Raw genomic sequence first — 20,405 nt, 5'->3', positions numbered from 1 at the left:
AGGAATAACGGGTTCGCGTCGGGCCCCGGGGATCACTCGCCGGGAGGGGCGACGGACGCCCCCGAGTCGACCTGTGCCCGCCAGAGGCCGGCGTACTCGCCGCCGGCCGCGACGAGCGTCTCGTGGGTGCCGCGCTCGACGATCTCGCCGTCGTCCATGACGACGATGGTGTCGGCGTCCCTGATCGTCGAGAGGCGGTGGGCGATGACGAAGGCCGTCCGCTCGTCGATGAGCCGATCGAGGCTCTCCTGGATGAGCGTCTCGGTCTCGGTGTCGACGTCCGAGGTCGCCTCGTCGAAGACGATGATCGACGGATCGTTGAGCAGCGCGCGGGCGATGGCGAGGCGCTGTCGTTGGCCCCCGGAGAGTTTGATCCCGCGCTCGCCGACGAGCGTGTCGTAGCCCTCCGGGAGGTCCGTGATGAACTCGTGGGCCTCGGCGGCCTTGGCGGCCTCGATAACCCGGTCGCGGGCGTCCGCCCCAGGGGCGTCCGTTGTGCCGTGCCACTCGGCTTCGAGCACCGCGCGGTCGCCGTAGGCGATGTTGTCGGCGACGGTGCCCGAAAAGAGGTAGGGGTTCTGTTCGACGATCGCGATCTCGTCTCTGAGCGCCCGGAGCCCGTACCCCCGGACGTCGACGCCGTCGACGCGGACGGCCCCCGAGTCGACGTCGTGAAACCGCGGGAGGAGCTTCAGAAGCGTCGATTTTCCCGCCCCGGTCGGCCCGGCGAGCCCGATCGTCGCCCCCGCGGGAACGTCCAGCGAGACGCCTTCGATCACGGGATCGCGGTCGCCGTAGCTGAACGTCACGTCCTCAAAGGCGACGTCGCCGCGGACGGAGTCGGGGGCGTGCGGTTCGGCCGGTTCGGTCACCGTCGGCTCCTCGCCGAGGAGTCCGAAAACGCGCTCGGCGCTCGATTTCGCGAGTTGGTACTTGTTCGCGGACTTGCCGACGCGGCGCATCGGGGAGTACAGCCGGCGGAGATAGAGGAAAAACAGCGCAAACGCACCCGCCGACAGCGCGCCGGGGTCGCCCGCGATGATGTCGGTCCCGCCGACGTAGAGCACGAGGACGAACACGACGCCGGTCGTCAACCGGAGCGAGGCGAAAAACGCCCGGCGGATCCGCAGGGCCGCCACCTTCTCGTCGTGGTAGGCCTGGCTCTGCTCGGCGACCCGGTCGCGCTCGAAGGCGTGGCGGTCGAAGGCTTTGATGACCGCGGTCCCGCCGAGGTTGTTCTCCAAGCGCGTGTTCAGGCGGGCGACCGTCTCGCGGATCGACTTGTACCGCGGCTCGATCCAGCTCAGGAAGAACCCGCTCGCGAGGCCGATGATCGGGACCGGCGCGAGCGCGATGAGCGCGAGCTTCGGCGAGTACGTCCACAGCACGACGGAGATGCCGCCGACGGTCGCGACGACCCGTATCATCTGTCTGAACTCGGTGTTGAGAAACTGCTCGAGGCGGTTGATGTCGCTGTTGAGTATCGACATCATCCCGCCGGTCTGATGGGAGACGAAGAAGTCCATCGAGAGGTGCTGGAGGTGGTCGTACGTGTCGTTCCGGAGGTCCCGCTGGACCTTCTGTGCGGTCGATTGCAGCAGATAGCGGGAGGCGAACCGCGTCGCCGAGCGCACGAGGTACGCGATCACCGCGATGACGACAAGCTGTTCGAGGAGGCCGATCCGGGCGGCCTCGCCGGTGATCTCGCCGGACGGGACCAGCCCGACCTCGGAGAGCAGCCCGGGATCGCCGGACTGCAACACCACGCGGTCGATCGCCGTCGCGACGATGATCGGCGGGACCAGCCGGGCGAACCGCGTCAGAAAGGAGGTGAACACGCCGGCGCCCAACCGGAGCCAGTAGGGTTTGGCGTACGCCAGGAGGCTCCGGATCGGGTGGCCATCGAGGCTCTCGCGGGCGTCTTCGAACCCGCCCTGATCGTCGGCCATACGCGCCGTTGGGGCGACGGCCACATAGGCCCCGGGTTCGCGGCCCCTCGGGCGGCGTCGAACGTTGGGCGTCGACGCGGTACTCGCGGCCGCTCTCGGTCCTCACGCTGTGTATCTCGCTCCACGCGTTGGGATAGCGGCGCCATCGAGTGGGTCAAAGCGAACATTTACGTCGGTCTCGGCACCTATCTATGTATATGCCAACGGTATCCGAACCGCCGGCCGGTGTCGAGTTCGTCCACGAGGACGACGGCCGGGTGACAGCGCGACACGTCGATTCGGGTGTCGCATCGTTCGGTGACAGCGAGACAGAAGCCCTCCGGCAACTCGCCGACGCGCTCGATAGTCATTTCGGACACGGCGAGCCGATCGACGATCCCGACGCGTACCTCGCCGAGCTAGAGATCGACGTCGAGATCGGCGAAAACGGCCGCCCGGTGTGGCTCGAATAGTGTGGTTCGGACGACCTTTTCCTCGCGGGAGGTAATCAAAGCCCTCACCAAACACGGGTTCGTCCCGGTCGGCGGCAAGGGCAGTCACACGACGCTCCGATACGAGAACGCCGAGACGGGCGAGGCCCGGACGGTGACAGTCCACTTCGTCCGGCGTTCTCACCGGGAGCATTATCACCGTCGAGTCTGTTGTGCTGGATATGCCCAAGCAGGTCGACGATCCGGACTACCACAGCGAGAACCACACCGCCGCCCAGACCTGCGGGTGGACGGCCAACGCCCTTCGGGGCGAGGGTCGATGCTACAAGAACCACTTCTATGGGATCCAATCGCACCGCTGCATACAGATGACCCCGGTCGTCAAGTGCAACGAGCGGTGCGTCTTCTGTTGGCGGGACCACGCCGGACACGCGTACGAGCTCGGCGACGTCGAGTGGGACGACCCCGACGCCGTCGCCGAGGCCTCGATCGAGCTCCAGCGGACGCTGCTGTCGGGGTTCGGCGGCAACGACGAGGTGCCCGAGCGGGTCTTTGAGGAGGCGATGAAGCCGCGCCACGTCGCCATCTCGCTCGACGGCGAGCCGACGCTGTACCCGTATCTCCCCGAGCTCATCGATGCCTTCGACGAGCGGGGCATCACGACGTTTCTCGTCTCGAACGGAACCCGCCCGGAGATCCTCGAGCAGTGCGACCCGACGCAGTTGTACGTCAGCGTCGACGCCGCCGACCGCCGGACGTTCGGCGAGGTGGTCAAGGCCGTCGAGGACGACGCGTGGGATCGGCTCATCGAGACGCTCGACGTGTTGGCACAGAAGGACGAGACCCGAACCGTGCTCCGGACGACGCTGCTGTCGGGGCACAACACGCACCACCCGGAGTGGTACGCGGCGATGTTCGACCGGGCCGACGCCGACTTCGTCGAGCTGAAAGCGTACATGCACGTCGGCAACTCCAGGGGCCGTCTCGACCGCGACGTCATGCCGGACCACGGGGAGGTCCTCGATTTCAGCCGGGCGGTCCAGGAGTTCCTCCCGACGCACCCCGTTCTCAAGGACGTCGAGGCCTCCCGCGTTGCGCTTTTGGCCCGCGACGAGGACACGCTCGTCCCCGAACTGAAAGGCGGCAGCGACTTCTGGGAGGAGCGGCCCTACGCGGAAACGTAACGCCCCGACACGGGCGTGCGTTCGGCGAGTCCCGTCCCGTCTTGTGTTTTCGCTTCGTTCCGTATCCGTTATGCGTTCCATATCCGTTACGGTTAAGCGTCCCGCCCGCCTACCCACAGGTATGCCACAGACGACCGAGCACGTCGGCCACAGCGAGTTGGTGACGCTCAAACTCGTCGCCCTTGACGGCGCGCTCGAGGGACGGACGACGGTCACGTGTTCGGATCTCGCGGGGTCGCTCGACGCGTCTAACCAGACCGCCTCGCGGCGGCTCCAGCGCCTCGAGGACGCCGGCTACCTCACGCGGGAGCTGACCGGCGACGGGCAGCGGATCGAGGTGACCGACGACGGCGAGCGCGCCCTCCAGCGCGAGTACGCCGACTACAGGCGGCTCTTCGAGGGAAGCGCCGACGTGATCCTCACCGGGGCCGTCACGAGCGGCATGGGGGAGGGCAAACACTACATCTCGCTGTCCGGGTACATGCGGCAGTTCCGCGAGCGGTTGGGGTACGAGCCGTTCGCGGGGACACTCAACGTCGACCTCGACGAGGAGAGCGTCGGGGCGCGAGCCCGGATGGACGCGCTCGATCCGATCAGGATCGACGGCTGGGAGGACGACGAGCGGACCTACGGGCCCGCGTTCTGCTGGCCGGCGACGATCGAGGCCGGCGCCGAGGCGTACCCCGACGCGCACGTCATCGCGCCGGAGCGAACCCACCACGGCGCCGACCAACTCGAGCTCATCGCGCCGGTGAAGCTCCGCGAACGACTCGGCATCGAGGACGCAGACGAGGTGAGCGTTCGTGTCTCGGAGCAGTAACGCCCGGGCGTCGGCCGGCGTCGACGACGCGGTGTCGTCCTTCGCCGCCGGCGGTCCGGTGTTGATCCACGACGCGTCCGACAGGGAGGGCGAGGTGGATCTGGTCTACCCCGCAAGCGACGTCGAGCCCCGGGACGTCGCCCGGCTGCGGAACGACGCCGGCGGGCTCGTCTGCGTTGCGCTCTCGGATGCCGTCTGTACGGCGTGGGAGCTCCCGTTCGCCGCGGCCACAATCGATCACCCGGTCGGAGCGGACCACGACCTCGGGTACGACGCGCGCTCGTCGTTCTCGCTGACGGTCAACCACCGCGACACCTACACCGGGATCACCGACGAGGACCGCGCGCTGACGATCTCGGAACTCGGCGCGGCGGCCGCCGAGATCGCCCGGGAGGCGCTCGTCGCCGGCGACGACGCGGTGAGCGCGATCGCCACCGACGCCGAGCGCTTCGCCGACTCGTTCCGGGCGCCGGGGCACGTCCACCTGCTGCGGGGCGCGCCGGGGCTGTTGGACGATCGGGAAGGCCACACGGAACTCGGTCTCGGACTCGCCGCGGCCGCGGGCAAAGCGCCCGCCGTCGTCGTCTGTGAGATGCTCGACGACGAGACCGGCGGCGCGCTCTCGCCGGCGGCGGCGCGGGCGTACGCCGATCGTCACGGGTTCCCCTACGTCGAGGGGAGCGATCTGATCGCACGGTTCGATCGCTGAAACGCGGCCGCGCGGCGGCCGTTCAGAAGGTTTCGAGGTACCGATCGAGTTCCCACTGCGAGACGTCGACCAGATACTCGGTGAACTCCTGATCCTTGGCTTCGAGGAACTTCTCGCCGACGTGCTCGCCGAGGGCGTCCATGATCACCGGGTCATCCTCGAGGGCGTCGACCGCCTCGCCGAGGTTGCTCGGCAGCGTCTCGATGCCGTACTCCTCGCGTTTGTCCTCGTCGAACTCGTAGATGTTCTCGCGGACGGGATCGGGCGCATCGACGCCCTTTTCGATCCCGTCCAGGCCGGCGTGGATCAGCGCCGCAAACGCCAGATACGGGTTACAGGAGGGGTCCGGGAAGCGCGCTTCGATCCGGGAGGCCGCCGGCACCCGCGCCGCCGGCTTCCGGATCAGCGCCGAACGGTTGGTGTCCGACCACGCGATGTAGACGGGCGCCTCGTACCCCGGCACCAGCCGCTTGTAGCTGTTGACCGTCGGGTTCGACACCGCCGTGATCGCCGGCGCGTGCTCCAGTACCCCTCCGAGGAACTGTTTGGCCGTCTCCGAGAGGTCGAACTCGTCGTCCCCGTCGTGGAAGGCGTTCTCGCCGTCCTCGGTGAAAAGCGAGAGGTGCGTGTGCATGCCGGAGCCGTTGATCTTCGGGATGGGCTTGGGCATGAACGTCGCGTGGAGGTCGTGTTGGGCGGCGATCGCCCGGACGACGGCGCGGAAGGTGGCGACGTTGTCGGCGGTGGTCAGCGCGTCGGCGTACTCGAAGTCGATCTCGTGTTGGGCCTTTGCGACCTCGTGGTGTGAGGCCTCGATCTCGAAGCCCATCGACTCGAGACCGTAGATGATGTCCCGCCGGACGTCGCTCGCGAGGTCCTTCGGCGCGAGATCGAAGTACCCGCCGTGATCGGAGAACGTCGTCGTTGCGCGGCCCTCCTCGTCCTCCTCGAAGAGGAAAAACTCCGGTTCCGGGCCGGCGTTGACGGTGTAGCCCATCTCGTTGGCGCGGTCGATGGCGCCCTTCAGGACGTGTCGGGGGTCGCCCTCGAAGGGCTCGCCCGTCGAGGTGTCGTACACGTCACAGATCATCCGGGCCGACGCGGTGTCCTCGCGGCTGCGCCACGGGAGGACCGCAAACGTGCTGGCGTCGGGCACGAGCCGCATGTCCGATTCCTGGATGCGGACGAACCCCTCGATGGAGGAGCCATCGAAGTAGATCCCGTCGGTGAAGGCCTTCTCTGCCTGATCGGCCGGGACGGCGACGTTCTTTATCATCCCGAGGATGTCGATGAACTGGAGCCGGAGGAAATCGACGTTCTTCTCCGCTATCTCCTCGAGGACGCGCTCTTCGTCCGGGGTGAGGCTGTCGCGTGTCATACCTTCGACGGATCGATAGTGTACGGAGGAGATATAAACGGCGTCGAACCATGCAAGTATTTCTTTATTTTCTCTTTCGTCTTACGCGTGTTTGACTCGATACGGATATGAGGCCACTCCGTTCAAAAACGCGCGCCGAGGCCCACCGGCGACGAACGTTCGTTGTTCCGTCCGGGCCGGGTTCGGCCCCTGATATCGCGTCACTCGCCCGCTCGGGATCGTCGGCGCTCGGGCCCCGGACCCACCCGAGGCGGTCGCCCATACCGGTCGGTCAACGGAGCTATGTACCGCCGCGCCCCAGTGCCGAACGCATGCAGGATACCCGACGGCGGATCCTCGACTCGCTCGCCGACGGGCCGGTCTCCGGCCCGGAGATGGCGGACGCCCTCGGCGTCTCGCGGGCCGCGGTCTGGAAGCACATCGAAGCGCTTCGGGACTCCGGGTTCGGGATCGAGAGCCGCGGCGACGGGTACGCCCTCGTCGACGTTCCGGAGTTCGGCGGCACAGCGGTCGAACACGGGCTGGAGGCCCCGTTCGAGATCGAGTACCACGACGCGATCGGGAGCACGAACGACAGGGCCCGCGAACTCGCCGCGGCGGGCCGGACCGACGTCGCCGTCCTCGCCGACGAGCAGACCGGCGGCCGCGGCCGGTTGGGCCGCGCCTGGGCCGCCCCCTCCGGCGGGGTCTGGCTCAGCCTCGTCTGTCGGCCCGACGTGCCGACGGCGCACGCGCCGGTCTACACGCTCGCCGCCGCCGTTGCGACCGCCGAGGCGCTCGGGGCGATCGGCGTCGACGCCGGCATCAAGTGGCCGAACGACGTGCTCGTCGACGGCGAGAAGATCACCGGGATACTCACCGAGATGGAGGGCGAATCGGGCCGCGTCTCCTGGATCGTCGTCGGGATCGGTATCAACGCCAACGTCGACGCCGACGCGGTCCCGGAGACGGCGACGACGATCCGGGAGGCGGTCGGCGACACCGACCGCGCGGCGCTGACGAGGGACCTACTGGAGCGGTTCGAAGCGCTCCGGTCGAACCCCGAAGGCGTCCTGCCCGCCTGGCGGGACGCGGCCACCACGCTCGGCCGCCGGGTCCGCGTCGAGACCCAACGCGGCGACGTCGTCGGCGACGCGGCCGACGTCGAGTTCCCCGGCACCCTCGTCGTCGAGACCGAACGCGGGCGCGAGCGGGTCTCGGCCGGCGATTGTGAGCACCTCCGTCCGGTCTGAGACGGACCGATCCGCCGGCGCCCCCGGCGTTGTGCCCTCCGAGGCGTCCGCGTTGTCCGGTCAGAACTCGTCGAGCGTCGCGTTGACGCCCTTCCTGACGTCGACGACGAGGGCATCGAGGTCGAGGCCCAACACCGCCTCGGCCGCGCGTCCGACACGATCGGCCTTCGGTTCGGGCGCGTACACGCCGAGCCGCCACTGCTCGTCGTTCACCCGTCTGAGCGCGGCGACGAGCGTCGATTGGCTCCCGAGCGGCCTGACCTCGCCGTTGACGACGACGCGGCTCGTCGACTCCTGCATCCGCGGCCGCGGGGGAACGTCGAGGACGACCGCCTCCGGATCGACCGACGCCCGGGCGGCGATCTCCCGTTCGTACTCCCGGACGGTCCCGTGGTCGGCGTCGACGATGTCGTCCGGGACGTCCCGGAGCTCCGCCCAGATCGCTCGCTTGTACAGCGTCCGCGTGTCCAGACGGCGGGCGATCGAGGCCGTCCGTTCGTTCGACCGCAGCGACACCAGAAGGTCCGCGTCGTCGGTCCGTCTGAGCTCCCCGGCGGTCAGCGCCCCGGCCTCGAGGAGCCGCTCGGTGCCCCGCCGCAGCATCGCCTTCGAGATCCGGGCGACGTGGTGGTTGTAGACCACGGGGTTCATCAGCGACCGGGCGACCAGAAGCGACTCGGCGGTCTGGACGTTCCCCTCGGCGAGCACGAGTTCGCCACCGACGAACCGAAGCTCCCGAACGAGCCGGCCGGTGTCGATCGTCCCGTACGGAACGCCGGTGTGGTGGGCGTCCCGGACCAGGTAGTCCATCCGGTCGACGTCGAGTTCGCCCGAGACGAGCTGTCCGAACTCGCCCTCGCCGGCGATCAGCCCGGCGACGGCCGCGGGATCGACGTCGTGGGTCGCCAACACCCGAGCGATCTCTCCCTCGGTGAGGAGGTCCCCGACGTCGTCGTGCATCCGTCCGGTCCGTCTCGCAACGACCGGCTCGACGTTGTGGCTGAACGGCGTGTGACCGATGTCGTGGAGGATCGCCGCCGCCTCGACGCGCGTTGCGCGTGCGCCCTCCACCCCGACGTGTGAGAGCGCCTTGCGCGCGAGGTGATAGACGCCGAGGGAGTGCTCGAAGCGGGTGTGGTTCGCGCTCGGGTAGACGAGCCCGACGGTCCCGAGCTGTCTGAGCCGCCGCAGCCGCTGGACAGCCGGCGTGTCGAGCAACTCGGCGGCGATCCCCTCGACGCCGATGTGGTCGTGAACGCTGTCCTTTATCGTGACCATCCGTGTTCGTGTCGGCGTTGGTCGTCACCGGATAAAAACCGTGGCGCGGTCGCCCCCCGCCGACGGTCAAATACAAACCGCTCGGCGCGAAAGCGTTGGTATGGTCACGTTTCTCGCCGGCGGCACGGGGACGCCGAAGCTCCTGTGGGGGGCCGACGCGGTCTTCGACCCGGCGGCGACGCCCGTCGTCTGCAACACCGGCGACGACGTCGAGATGGGCGGGCTGTTGGTCTGTCCCGACGTCGACACGGTGCTGTTCTCGGCGGCGGACGTCCTCGACCGCGAGCGGTGGTGGGGGATCGACGACGACAGCACGGAGACCCACGGCGCGATCGGGGAGCTAGCCGACGAGGCGGGGCTCGAAGCAGGGCCGCGGTACCTCCCCTCGGACGCACAGACCGCCGGTCGGGAGATCGCCCGCTGGCGGCGGTTTTCGGGCGTCGCCGAGTTCATGGAGATCGGCGACTACGACCGCGCGATCCACACGACGCGGACCGGGTTGCTCGACGAGGGCAACCCGCTTACCGACGTCACGGCGACGCTCGCCGAGGCCCTCGGCGTCGATCGCCCCGTGTTGCCGATGAGCGACGACCCGGTCGCGACCATCGTCCACACCGACGAGGGGCCGATGCACTTTCAGGCGTTTTGGGTCCACCGCCGCGCCGCCCCGGCCGTCGAACGGGTCGAGTTCCGGGGCCACGAGTCGGCCGAGCCGACCGACGCCGTGCTCGACGCGCTCGAGGACCCGGTCGTCATCGGCCCCTCGAACCCCGTGACGAGCATCGGTCCGATGCTCGCCATGGACGCCGTTCGGACGGCGCTCGAATCGACGACCGTCGTCGCCGTCTCGCCGTTCGTCGACGACCGGGTCTTCTCCGGGCCCGCCGGGAAACTCCTCTCGGCGTCGGGCCGCGAGGCGTCGACCGCCGGCGTCGCCGACGCCTACCCCTTCGTTGACGCGTTCGTTCTCGACGACGACGACGGGACGGCCCTCGATCGCCCGACCGTGCGGACCGACACGGAACTCGGATCGCGGGCCGACGGTGCGCGCGTCTGTCGGGCCGTTCGCGACGCTCTCGATGCGGTCGCCGGGGGGGTGTCCTGACCGTGGCCGCGGCGTTCGATCCGCCCGTTGCGGTCGCCTCGCTGTCCGGCGAGGCCGACGCCGAGTGGGCGCGGACGGCCGCGCCGTACGTCGGCTGTGCGCTTCTCGGCGGGATCGCACTCGACGGGCCGACACGGGCGGCCGCCCGGGAGCTCCGCGCTCGGGATCGCAGCGAGTTCCTGCCGAGCGACCCCATCGCGTTCGTCGACGCCGAGCTCTCGGCGCTCGAGGGCCTCGCCGTTCGCCCGGGGATGAACGTCCGCAGCGCGGCGACGGCGCCGATCGCCGCGGCCGCGTCGGTCTGTGCCGATCACGACGCCGTCCTCGAGATCAACGCCCACTGCCGACAGGCCGAGATGTGCGCCGCCGGGGCCGGCGAGACGCTCATGCGCGACGCCGATCGGCTCTGCGAGCAGGTCGCCGCCGCCGCCGAGGCGGGCGCGACCGTCGGCGTCAAACTCCGGGCGGAGGTCCCCGGCGTCGAGTTGCCCGCGCTCTCGGCGCGGCTCTCGGCGGCCGGCGCCGACTCGCTGCACGTCGACGCGATGGACAGCGAGGCGGTGATCGCCGACGTGGTCTCGGCCGCCCCCGACGCGACCGTCATCGCCAACAACGACGTCAGGGGCCCCGAGAGCGTCCGGGAGTACTTCGCCTACGGCGCCGATGCGGTCTCGGTGGGTCGCCCGTCGAACGACCCGGCGGTGCTCGAACGCGTCCGGAGGGCCGTCGAAACGCGCGCCGACGGAGACGCCGGACGGGGGGCCTCGACGGATGCGTGACCCGGCACAGAACGCGCAACTCGCCTTGCTCTTGGAGGTCTCGGGAACGCCGAAACCGGGCAACGTCGACCGACACCGCGAGTACGACGACCTGCGGTTCGAGCAGTTCATGGCCGGCGCCGTCGGCGCGCTCCCCGGCCTCCGGCGGGCCGCCGGGACCGACGCGTTGGGGGCCGCCTTCGAGACGGCGATCGAGGGCATGAGCCACCAATCCGGCGGCAACACGCAGTTCGGTGCGGTCCTCGTGACCGTCCCGCTGGTCCGCGCGGCCGCGACGGACCGGCTCACCCCCGAGGGCGTCGCCGCGGTCGTCGAGGACACCACCGTCGAGGACGCCTGCGCGTTCTACCGGGCGTTCGACCACGTCGCCGTCGCCGTCGACGAACCGCCGGAGGGGGCCGACGACCTCGACGTGCGTCGCGGCGGCGACGCGACGGACGCTCTCAGAGAGCGCGGGCTGACGCTGTCGGGCGTCATGGAGCTTTCGGCGCCCCGCGACGGCGTCGCGGCCGAGTGGATCTCGGGGTTCGAACGGAGCTTCGAGGCGGCGGGGTGGGTCCTCGCCGACGAGGGTCCGGTGTACCGCCGCGCATCGCGGGCGTTCCTCCGGCTTCTCGCCGCCGAACCCGACACCTTCGTCGCGACGAGAAACGGCGCGGCGACCGCACGGGAGGTGACCGAACGCGCACGAGCGGTGCTGGCGGGCGACGAGGACCCCGAGGCGCTCGCCGAGGAGTTCGTCCGGCGCGATATAAACCCCGGAACGACGGCCGACCTCACCGCCGGCGCGCTGTTCGTCGCCCTCGAACGGGGGCTGGAGGTGTGATGTGACGGACGGCTGGCCCGTCGACCTGCGGGGCGTCACCGAATCCGTCGCGGCGACGCTCGGGCCGAACGACCGCTGGAACGTCGCCGCGCTGGGGCTGTTCGCCGGCGAACCGGTGACCGCCCGGACGTGGGGCCGCACCCGGACCCGGCGGAACTTCACGGACCGCGGCGGCGGCTACGTGCAGTTCACCACCGACCCCGTCGACTTCGTCGACGCGGCCTGTTCGATCCGCGAGGAGAGCGATCCCGTGCTTCCGAGCGCCGACGCGTGGGCCCGCGTCGACGTTGACCCCATCGACAGCGGGACCGAGGGCGACACGGAGTGGGTCGAGTGGGCGCTTTTTCCCGTCGAGTCCGCGATAGAGCGCGAAACGGTCCCGACGACGAACCGGGGGTACTACGCCGTGATCGACGCCACGGTCGCCGCCTCCAGACTCGACGTCCCCGGCTACGATACCGCCGTCCTCCGCGACAGACTCGAGTACTTCGAGGGGGTCGTCGAGCGCTGCGGCGGCCCCCGCGAGCGCGAGGCATTCGAGCGACTCGCCGAGTACGCCGACCTCGGTTCGGGGTGACGCCAGCACGGTCCCGAGGGCGGACGCCGCCGCCCGCGCCGATTATTAGCCGCGTCTAATCTTTCGTTGCTAGTACACAAACCTAAAGTGTCGTACCGTATTACACCCGGTAATGACACCGCAGCGGCACGAACGAGCCCCGATCTCGCGGCGGCGGTATCTCGCTTCGGGGGTCGGGGCGCTGGCGGTCGGGGGCGCCGGGTGTCTCGGGAGCGGCTCGGAGGCCTCCCCGCGGAGCGGTCCCCTCGCGGTCGCGTCGTTTTTCACCTTCTATGACTTCGCCCGCCGGATCGCCGACGGCACCGCGATCACCGTCGAGAACCTGGTCCCGACCGGGCTCCACGGCCACGGCTGGGAGCCCGATCCCTCGATCACCCGGGACATCGTCGACGCCGACGCCTTCATCCACGTCGGCTCCGGGTTCCAGCCGTGGGCCGACAGGGCCATCCGGACGGCGCGGGACGACGACGCGGGGACGCGGATGATCAACGTCCGCGCCGACGTGACGCTCATGGACCTCCTCGAGACCGTCGACGACGAGGAGGCGGTCGACGGCAAGGACCCGCACTTCTGGCTCGATCCGACGCTCGCCGAACGCTCCGTCGACACCATCGCGGCCGGGCTCTCGGAGGTCGCCCCCGATGAGGCGCCGACGCTCGAGGAGAACGCCGAGGCGCTCAAAGCCGACCTCGAGGCCCTCGACGACGAGTGGGCGGCCACCTTCGAGCGCGCCGAGCGGGACGTCGTCTTTCTGGCCGCGCACAACGCCTTCGCGTACGTCGGCGAACGCTACGGGGTGACGATCCGGCCGCTCGTCTCGAACCTCGCGGCCAACGACGACGTCCGGCCGGCCGACATGCGGCGCGCACAGGACGTGATCGGCCGACACGACATCAGATACATCGGCGCGGCGGTCTTCGAACCGCGCCGCCCCGCCCGACAGTTGCGGACGGGGACGGACGTCGAGGCGTACTACCCCGTCACGCCGTACGCCGGCATCACTGAGCGGTGGGCCGAGCGCGGCTGGGGGTACTTCGACATCGCCCGCAACATCAACATCCCGACGTTCGCGGCCGCCCTCGGCGCGTCCGACCCCGACCCAGACTTCGACGCGGAGTGGCGGAACTTCGAATGAAACGGCCACAACGAGGAGTACTCAACGAATGGCACTCATAGACCTCGAACACGTCTCGTTCGGATACACGGCGAGCCCCGTCGTCGAGGACGTCTCGATGACCGTCGAGGCCGGCGAGTACGTCGGCCTCATCGGCCCGAACGGCTCCGGCAAGAGCACGCTGCTCCGGTTGCTCTTGGGGCTGCACGACCCCGACGCCGGCACGGCCGAACTGTTCGGGCACCCCGCCGACGCCTTCGCCGAGCGCGAACGCGTCGGCTACGTCGCACAGGACGTGACCGAAAACACAAAGCGGATGCCGATCACCGTCGCCGAGGTCGTCCTGATGGGGCGGTTTCCGCACGTCGGCTTCGGGCGGATCGACGCCGCGGACCGACGGCTGGCCCGCGAGGCCCTCGAGACGGTCGGCATCGAACACCTCGCCGAGCGGCGGATCACGCGGCTCTCCGGCGGCCAACGGCAGCGGGCCTACATCGCTCGCGCGCTCGCCGGCGAGGCCGATCTGCTCGTCCTCGACGAACCGACCGTCGGCGTCGACGCCGAGTCGGTCGAGGCCTTCTTCGAGCTGCTCGAAGGGCTCAACGACGACGGGATGACGGTGCTGCTCGTCGAACACGACATCGGGGCCGTGCTCGAACACGCCGACCGCGTCGTCTGTCTGAACCGCGAGGTGTACTTCGACGGCCCGCCCGCGGCGTTCGCCGACAGCGACGCCCTGGCTCGGGCCTACGGAACGAACGTCCGACGCGACGGGAGCGTGACGAGCGCATGACCGCGGCGCTCGCCGCCGTTGGCGCGCTCGGGGCGCCATACGACGCGACGCTTTGGCTGCTCGACCGGTGGAGCGACCTCATGACGGTCCTCGCCGACGCCACCGGGGCCGCCGTGTTGGGGTACGGCTTCATGCACCGGGCCTTCCTCGTCGGGATCCTCATCGCGGTGATGGCCCCGCTCATCGGGACCTTCCTCGTGCACCGACAGCTCGCGTTGATCGGCGACGCCCTCGCACACACCGCCTTCGCCGGCGTCGCCGTCGGACTGTTCGTCAACGCGGCCCTCGGAACGGGGGTCTCGCCCTACCTGACGGCCGTCGTGGTCGCGATGATCGCCGCGCTCGCGATCGAGCTGATCTCGGAGGTCACGAACGCGTACAACGACGTCTCGATGGCGATCGTCCTCTCGACGGGGTTCGCCCTCGGCGCGGTGCTGATAAGCCTCAACGCGGGCGGACTCGCGGTCGGCGTCAACCAGTACCTCTTCGGGAACCTCTCGACGGTCACGAACGAGAACACGGTGCTTCTCGTCGGGCTGTTCGCGGTGATCGCACTCGTCGTCGGCGTGACCTACAAACAGCTGCTGTACGTGACCTTCGACGAGACGGCCGCCCGCGTCGCCGGGATCAACGTCCGGTGGTACAACCGGGTCGTCGCGATGCTCACCGCGATGGTCGTCGTCGGCGCGATGCAGATCATGGGCGTCATCCTCGTCGCCGCGATGCTCGTCGTCCCCGTCGCGGGGGCGGCACAGCTCGCCCGGAGCTTCCGCGAGGCGCTTCTCGCGTCGGTGATCCTGGCCGAACTCGCCGTCCTCGTCGGCATCACGCTCTCGTTTTACTACGAGACGACCGCCGGGGGAACGATCGTCCTCGTCGCCGTCGGCGTCTACGTCGTCGCCGTCCTCGTCGGCAAACTCACGAGCGGGACCGACGCCGCCGTCAGCGCCGACTCGGAGCCGACCCCTGATGAGGACCCCGCCGACTGACGCGACCGGCCCGACCACGGCCGCGACGGGGATCAGCTCATGAACAGCCGCCGCTCGGCGCGCTCGTGGGCCATCCCCATCGTCTCCGCCAGCGGCGCGAACGAGGTGAGTTCGGCGAGCGCCGCGTCGACGTAGCGCTCACAGACCGCCTCGACGACGGCGAGAAGCCCCGCCAGCCGCGATTGGATCTCCGTGTGCCCGAACCGGCCGAGGCGCTGGGCCGCCCCGAGCAGTTCCGTGACGAAGGAGTACCCCGAGACCAGACAGGCCGTCCGCTCGTCGATGCCCATCGCCTCGGTGACGACGCCGAGCGCGACCGGGTAGCTCCCGGGCGTTTCGCCGGCCTCGACCGCGTCGGCGTAGGCCGAAACGACGCTCCCGGAGCCCTCCGTCTCCGCCTCTCTCTCGTCCGTCCCGAACAGCGCCGGGTCGGTCTCCTCGAGCAGCTCCAGCAGCTTCGATCCGGCCTTCGTCGAACTCGTCCGGAACTCCGCCGGGAGCGTCGCGGCGTGGAGCCGCTCGTCGGCCTCGATCGCGTCCGCAAGCGACCCGGAGGCCGCCGCCCGGTGGGCGTTCGCGAGCGCGACCGTGTCGGCGGGGCCGACGATCCGGCGGAGGTACCCCTCGATCAGCGCCCCGAGCTCGTCGGCGGTCTCGATCCGGTCCTCGGTGAGATACTGTTCGATCCCGTAGGAGGCGGTGTAGGTCCCCACCGGGAGAAACGAGTCCGCGAGCCGCATCGCGGCGAGAAACGAGGCGTCACTCATGGCTGTGATCGGTTTCTCCGTCGTGGGCGTGAGCAGCGTCGTCGTGGGCGTGGCCGCGCTCCGGCCCGCTGTCGGCCGGTTCGTCCTCGACGAACAACTCGGCCTCGACGTCCTCGTAGCGCGTCGCCGCGCCCGGCGGGAGGTAGGGCCACAGGACGTCCTCGAGGATCTGCCTGTCGACCGCGACGGGGACGTACACCGCCCCGTCCTCGACCGCGACGTCCCAGTGTTGGTTGCCGATCCGGTGGCCCAACTCGACGGCGGCCGCGGTCGCCGCCCCGCTCGGGTCCGGCAACTCGACGACGAGCGCCTCCCGGGTCTCGAAGGCGACGACCGCCGCGCGCTCGTCGTTGAGGAACAACACGTCGCCCGAGCGGAGTTCCTCGCCGACGACGATCCCGAGGTCACTCCCGGCGTCGGTCTCGACGCGGAGGCGGGATTTCTTCCGCTCGTCGGCGTCGATCCGGACCGTCTCGAGCGTCCCGGCCCGTTCGTGGGCCCTTATCCGGTCGTCGAGTTCGGGGTCGTCGCTGCGGTTCCCGACGACGCCGTCTATCCGCCGCATCAGTACCTCCGGTCCTTGGGCGCGCCGACGCCGAGAAGCGCCCGCCTCGCCTCGTCCCAGGCGGCACTCACCGTCTCGACGACGTCGGTGCTTCGCTCCCCGAGCACGCGGACCGAGACGCCGGCGTCGTGCGCCAGCGCCGAGACGCCGGCCCGCGTCCCGTCGGTTTCGGCCACCCGATCGTGGATCGGATCGGCGATCTCCGCGGTCGGTTCGGCCGGCGCGAGGACGTACAACGTGCCGACGACGCCGAACTCGCCCATGGCGGCCGGATCCCGGGGGTCTCGCTCCGTCGGCCGCAGGTCCACGGCGTCCGAACAGACGAGTTGCCCCTCACAGCGGGCCTCGAGCCGGCTGTGGTAGTGATCGAAGCCGAACGGCTCCTGGCCGGTGAGCCCGTCCGGGACGAACACGTCCGAGACGATCGCGGACGCCGTCGGATCGAGTTCGACCGACAGCGTCTGCAGACAGCGCGCGCCCTCGTTGACGATCGTCGGCCCCGGCAGGTACTCGAGGTGGGCCTCCTCCCCGGCCCGGAGCGTCCCGTCGAGGTGCGCGTAGTTCGAGTGCATGCTGTGTACCTTCGTCGCGCTCTGGGTCGTCACGTGTGCGCGGGCACGCGCCCGGGCGTCGATCGAGAGGGCGTGTCTGTCGCCTTGGGCGACGCCGCCGGTCGGTTCCTGGAGACAAAGCGTCGCGAGACCGGGGGCCGGATCGGTGTCGAGCGCGCCCGTCAGGTGGTAGGGCACCTTCGCGTAGTCGCTGAGGAGCCTGGTCTCCCCGCCGGGTTCCCGCGCCAGCGTCGCCTCGAAGACGCCGTCCTTCCCGGGGCCGAACGCCGGCGCCTGTCCGAGGCGTTCCTCGCCGTAGCGCTCGAAGGGCTCGGGAACGACGGTCATGCGAAGAGGACGCCCTCTTCGATGTGCTCGACGACGCCGTCGATGCCCTCCTCGGCCTTGCAGTTCGTAAAGCGCGTCGGCGCGCCGCCCCGGACCGCCTCCGCGTCCTCGCGCATCACCTCGAGGTCGGCGTCGACGTAGGGGGCGAGATCGGTCTTGTTGACGACGAGCAGATCCGCCTGCGTTACGCCCGGACCGCGCTTGCGCGGGATGTCGTCGCCCTCGGCGACGCTTATGACGAACACGAAGTAGTCGGCGAGTTCGGGGTTGAACGTCGCCGCGAGGTTGTCGCCGCCGCTCTCTAAGAGGACGACGTCCAACTCGGGGTGCGACTCGGTAAAAGAGTCGATCGCGGCGAGGTTCATCGAGGGGTCCTCGCGGATCCCCGTGTGCGGACAAGCGCCGGTCTCGACGCCCTCGACGAGCTCCGGCGGGACCAGCCCCTCGAAGGAGTCTCTGAGCCGGTCGGCGTCCTCCTGTGTCATGATGTCGTTGGCGATGACGCCGACGTCGTAGCCCGCCTCGTCCAACCGCGGGACCAGCCGCTGGACGAGCGCCGTCTTGCCCGACCCGACCGGACCGCCGAGGCCGACGGTGGCGACGTCTCGGTGCCCCATCAGTCCTCCAGTTGCTCGGGCGAGTCCGCCCGGATCGGATCGTGGATCGTCACGAGCTTCGTCCCGTCGGGGAACATCGGCTCGACCTGTACCATGTCGATCATCGCCGGAACGCCGTCCATCACGTCCTCGCGCGTCAGAAGCGTCGTCGCCTCCTTTCGGATCTCGGCGACGGCCGCCCCGTCGCGGGCCCGTTCGCAGGCCCAATCGGAGATGTACGCGACCGTCTCCGGGTGGTTGAGTTTGACGCCCCGATCGCGGCGCCTGCGGGCGAGTTCGGCGACCATGAACACCGTCAGCCGCTCTTTTTCCTTGGGTGAGAGGTTCATTCGTTGGTGTCTCCCGGGTGTCTCAGAGGTGGTACCGCTGTGCGAGTGCGATCTCTTCGGCCGGTTCGCACGTGACGTGCTCGCCGTCGATCGATACCTCGAAGGTCTGTGCGTCGATCTCGATGTCGTCGGGGCAGTAGTCGTTGTGGACCATGTCGGATTTCCGCACCGAGCGCGTCCCCCGGACCGGCCGGACCGGCGTGTCCAGCCCGTAGGCGTCGCCGACGTCTCTCTCGTAGGCCGCCTCGCTGACGAACGACACCGACAGCGCGTTTTTGGCGGCCCCCATCGCGCCGGCCCTGGGTCGCATCTCGACCGGTTCACAGGTCATGAGCGAGCCGTTTGCCTCCCCCATCTGGCTGTACACCGGGAAGCCGCCCTTGATGACGTACTTCGGCTTGATGCCGAAGAACTCGGGCTCCCACAGCACGACGTCCGCCATCTTGCCGGGCTCGAGCGAGCCGATGTACTCGTCGATCCCCGCGACCTTCGCGGGGTTGATCGTGTACTTCGCGACGTAGCGCTTGATCCGGTGGTTGTCGGCCCCGGTCCCCTCGTCCTCGGGGAGCGGCCCGCGCTGTCGTTTCATCTTGTCGGCGGTCTGCCACGTCCGGGCGATGACCTCGGCCATCCGGCCCATCGCCTGGGAGTCCGAGGTCATCATGCTGATCGCGCCCTGATCGTGGAGGACATCTTCGGCGGCGATGGTCTCGGCGCGGATCCGGGACTCGGCGAAGGCGACGTCCTCGGGGACGTCCGGGTTGAGATGGTGACAGACCATCACCATATCGAGGTGCTCGTCGAACGTGTTCTCGGTGTAGGGCATCGACGGGTTCGTCGAGGAGGGCAGCATATGCTCGTGGCCGACCAACTCGAGGACGTCCGGCGCGTGCCCGCCGCCCGCGCCCTCGATGTGGAACGTGTGGATCGCGCGCCCGTCGATGGCGTCGAACGTCTTCTCAACGAACCCCGACTCGTTGAGCGTGTCGGTGTGGATGCACACCTGGACGTCCGCCTCCTCCGCGTAGGCCAGCGCCGAGTCGACCGCCGCGGGCGTCGACCCCCAGTCCTCGTGGAGCTTGAGCCCGCAGGCCCCGGCCTCGACCTGCTCGCGGAGCGGGTCCGGGCTGCTGCTGTTGCCCTTCCCGTAGAACCCGACGTTCATCGGCCACTCCTCGGCGGCCTGCAGGAAGCGCTCGACGTTCCGCGGCCCCGGCGTACAGGTGGTTGCGCCGCCGCCGTAGCCGCCGCCGAACATGGTTGTGATCCCGCTCGCGAGGGCGTGCTCGAACAGCTGCGGGCTGTTGAAGTGGACGTGGATGTCGAACCCGCCCGGCGTCGCGATGAGCCCGTCGGCCGGCACGGCGTCGGTGCTCGGGCCGATGACGAGATCCTCGTCGACCCCGTCCATCGTGTCGGGGTTACCGGCCTTGCCGACCCCGGCGATCCGGCCGTTTCGGACGCCGATGTCGCCCTTTTCGATCCCCCGGATCGGATCGATCACGACGGCGTTCGAGAACACCCAATCGAGCGCGCCCTCCGCCTGGGTGGCCCCGGACTGCATCCCCATCCCGTCGCGCATCGTCTTGCCGCCGCCGAAGACGGCCTCGTCGCCCGGGGTCGCGTGATCGCGCTCGATCTCGGCTAAGAGGGCGGTGTCGCCGAGCCGAAGCCGATCGCCCTCGGTCGCGCCGAACAGCTCCGTGTACTCCCGCCGGGGAAGCTCCCGGCTCATCGCTCGACCCCCTCGTAGCCCCGCGCTTCGGCCCGTTCGAGCGCGCGTTGCTTGATCTCGTCGTCGTCGAGGTCCCCGCCGACGAGCCCGCCCATCCCGTGGACGACCCGGCGGCCGCCGATGGCGACCAACTCGACGTCTCGCTCGGCGCCCGGTTCGAACCGGATCGCGGTGCCGGCCGGGATGTCGAGGGACATCCCGTAGGCCGCCTCGCGGTCGAACCGAAGCCCCGGGTTCGCCTCGAAGAAATGAAAGTGCGACCCGACCTGGACCGGACGGTCGCCGGTGTTTTCGACTGTGACCGTCGCCGTCTCCCGGTCGGCGTTGAT

At 69.6% G+C, this 20,405-nt stretch carries 22 protein-coding genes and 1 pseudogene; 13 read left to right on the top strand and 10 right to left on the bottom strand.

The annotated features are described in order from the left end of the window. Positions 1-32: 32 nt before the first annotated feature. Positions 33-1,949: an ABC transporter ATP-binding protein gene (locus Q0916_RS01810; protein ID WP_299233540.1), complete on the bottom strand. Its 1,917-nt coding sequence runs from the start codon at positions 1,947-1,949 to the stop codon at positions 33-35. A 197-nt stretch (positions 1,950-2,146) separates the two neighbouring features. On the opposite strand from Q0916_RS01810, the gene Q0916_RS01805 reads away from it, so the two are divergent. From Q0916_RS01805 to ribB, 5 genes and pseudogenes are all read left to right on the top strand, one after another. After that, positions 2,147-2,401 (top strand): type II toxin-antitoxin system HicB family antitoxin, encoded by a 255-nt coding sequence (locus tag Q0916_RS01805; protein ID WP_299233538.1) that lies wholly within the window; start codon positions 2,147-2,149, stop codon positions 2,399-2,401. 1 nt (position 2,402) lies between these two features. Further along, a pseudogene (locus Q0916_RS01800) lies at positions 2,403-2,495 on the top strand (type II toxin-antitoxin system HicA family toxin); the annotation flags it as partial. A 106-nt stretch (positions 2,496-2,601) separates the two neighbouring features. Beyond that, complete coding sequence (twy1, locus tag Q0916_RS01795) at positions 2,602-3,564, top strand: 4-demethylwyosine synthase TYW1 (RefSeq protein WP_299233535.1); 963 nt, start codon at positions 2,602-2,604, stop codon at positions 3,562-3,564. Between the two features lie 121 nt (positions 3,565-3,685). Then, the gene (locus tag Q0916_RS01790; protein ID WP_299233534.1) at positions 3,686-4,384 is read left to right on the top strand and encodes a CTP-dependent riboflavin kinase; all 699 of its coding nucleotides are present in this window, start codon (positions 3,686-3,688) and stop codon (positions 4,382-4,384) included. After that, entirely contained in the window at positions 4,368-5,093 is a 726-nt protein-coding gene (ribB, locus tag Q0916_RS01785; RefSeq protein ID WP_299233532.1) for a 3,4-dihydroxy-2-butanone-4-phosphate synthase, read from the top strand. Before Q0916_RS01790 ends, ribB begins: the two co-directional genes overlap by 17 nt. 22 nt (positions 5,094-5,115) lie before the next feature. On the opposite strand, the gene glnA is transcribed toward ribB, so the two are convergent. Beyond that, the gene (gene glnA / locus Q0916_RS01780; RefSeq protein ID WP_299233529.1) at positions 5,116-6,471 is read right to left on the bottom strand and encodes a type I glutamate--ammonia ligase; all 1,356 of its coding nucleotides are present in this window, start codon (positions 6,469-6,471) and stop codon (positions 5,116-5,118) included. A gap of 311 nt (positions 6,472-6,782) precedes the next feature. Here glnA and Q0916_RS01775 point away from each other — a divergent pair, with 311 nt between their 5' ends. Further along, a complete protein-coding gene (locus Q0916_RS01775; RefSeq protein ID WP_299233526.1) occupies positions 6,783-7,703 on the top strand; it encodes a biotin--[acetyl-CoA-carboxylase] ligase in 921 nt (306 codons plus the stop codon). Between the two features lie 60 nt (positions 7,704-7,763). On the opposite strand, the gene Q0916_RS01770 is transcribed toward Q0916_RS01775, so the two are convergent. Beyond that, on the bottom strand, positions 7,764-8,981 hold the full coding sequence (locus Q0916_RS01770; RefSeq protein ID WP_299233523.1) for an HD domain-containing protein: 1,218 nt from the start codon (positions 8,979-8,981) through the stop codon (positions 7,764-7,766). A gap of 100 nt (positions 8,982-9,081) precedes the next feature. Here Q0916_RS01770 and cofD point away from each other — a divergent pair, with 100 nt between their 5' ends. The 7 genes from cofD to Q0916_RS01735 all read left to right on the top strand — a co-directional run bounded on the left by cofD (position 9,082) and on the right by Q0916_RS01735 (position 15,164). Then, positions 9,082-10,086: a 2-phospho-L-lactate transferase gene (gene cofD, locus Q0916_RS01765; protein ID WP_299233520.1), complete on the top strand. Its 1,005-nt coding sequence runs from the start codon at positions 9,082-9,084 to the stop codon at positions 10,084-10,086. After that, complete coding sequence (locus tag Q0916_RS01760) at positions 10,083-10,865, top strand: tRNA-dihydrouridine synthase (protein ID WP_299233577.1); 783 nt, start codon at positions 10,083-10,085, stop codon at positions 10,863-10,865. The genes cofD and Q0916_RS01760 overlap by 4 nt, the downstream gene beginning before the upstream one ends. After that, positions 10,858-11,691, top strand: a complete 834-nt coding sequence (locus Q0916_RS01755; RefSeq protein ID WP_299233517.1) for a triphosphoribosyl-dephospho-CoA synthase — start codon at positions 10,858-10,860, stop codon at positions 11,689-11,691. Before Q0916_RS01760 ends, Q0916_RS01755 begins: the two co-directional genes overlap by 8 nt. Before the next feature lies 1 nt (position 11,692). Beyond that, positions 11,693-12,268, top strand: a complete 576-nt coding sequence (locus Q0916_RS01750) for a DUF447 domain-containing protein (RefSeq protein ID WP_299233515.1) — start codon at positions 11,693-11,695, stop codon at positions 12,266-12,268. A gap of 112 nt (positions 12,269-12,380) precedes the next feature. Next, on the top strand, positions 12,381-13,403 hold the full coding sequence (locus tag Q0916_RS01745; protein ID WP_299233513.1) for a metal ABC transporter substrate-binding protein: 1,023 nt from the start codon (positions 12,381-12,383) through the stop codon (positions 13,401-13,403). A 28-nt stretch (positions 13,404-13,431) separates the two neighbouring features. Next, entirely contained in the window at positions 13,432-14,175 is a 744-nt protein-coding gene (locus tag Q0916_RS01740) for a metal ABC transporter ATP-binding protein (RefSeq protein WP_299233510.1), read from the top strand. Next, positions 14,172-15,164, top strand: a complete 993-nt coding sequence (locus Q0916_RS01735) for a metal ABC transporter permease (protein ID WP_299233507.1) — start codon at positions 14,172-14,174, stop codon at positions 15,162-15,164. The genes Q0916_RS01740 and Q0916_RS01735 overlap by 4 nt, the downstream gene beginning before the upstream one ends. A 32-nt stretch (positions 15,165-15,196) precedes the next feature. Here the strand turns inward: Q0916_RS01735 and Q0916_RS01730 are convergent, their stop codons facing one another. The 7 genes from Q0916_RS01730 to Q0916_RS01700 all read right to left on the bottom strand — a co-directional run. Beyond that, complete coding sequence (locus tag Q0916_RS01730; protein ID WP_299233504.1) at positions 15,197-15,931, bottom strand: urease accessory protein UreF; 735 nt, start codon at positions 15,929-15,931, stop codon at positions 15,197-15,199. Beyond that, positions 15,924-16,496, bottom strand: a complete 573-nt coding sequence (gene ureE / locus Q0916_RS01725) for an urease accessory protein UreE (RefSeq protein ID WP_299233500.1) — start codon at positions 16,494-16,496, stop codon at positions 15,924-15,926. Before ureE ends, Q0916_RS01730 begins: the two co-directional genes overlap by 8 nt. Further along, entirely contained in the window at positions 16,496-17,395 is a 900-nt protein-coding gene (locus Q0916_RS01720) for an urease accessory protein UreD (RefSeq protein ID WP_299233497.1), read from the bottom strand. The genes ureE and Q0916_RS01720 overlap by 1 nt, the downstream gene beginning before the upstream one ends. Then, positions 17,392-18,012: an urease accessory protein UreG gene (ureG, locus tag Q0916_RS01715; RefSeq protein ID WP_299233494.1), complete on the bottom strand. Its 621-nt coding sequence runs from the start codon at positions 18,010-18,012 to the stop codon at positions 17,392-17,394. The genes Q0916_RS01720 and ureG overlap by 4 nt, the downstream gene beginning before the upstream one ends. After that, positions 18,012-18,341 (bottom strand): urease subunit gamma, encoded by a 330-nt coding sequence (locus Q0916_RS01710; RefSeq protein WP_299233491.1) that lies wholly within the window; start codon positions 18,339-18,341, stop codon positions 18,012-18,014. Before Q0916_RS01710 ends, ureG begins: the two co-directional genes overlap by 1 nt. Positions 18,342-18,363: 22 nt before the next feature. Continuing rightward, complete coding sequence (ureC, locus tag Q0916_RS01705) at positions 18,364-20,076, bottom strand: urease subunit alpha (protein ID WP_299233488.1); 1,713 nt, start codon at positions 20,074-20,076, stop codon at positions 18,364-18,366. Further along, positions 20,073-20,405: urease subunit beta (locus tag Q0916_RS01700; RefSeq protein WP_299233485.1), on the bottom strand; the 333-nt coding region annotated here is incomplete at its 5' end. The genes ureC and Q0916_RS01700, both read right to left, overlap by 4 nt.

It is taken from the genome of Natronomonas sp. (genome assembly GCF_028274965.1).
Lineage (GTDB): Archaea > Halobacteriota > Halobacteria > Halobacteriales > Haloarculaceae > Natronomonas.
This window is presented reverse-complemented; position numbering and strand designations above follow the sequence as displayed.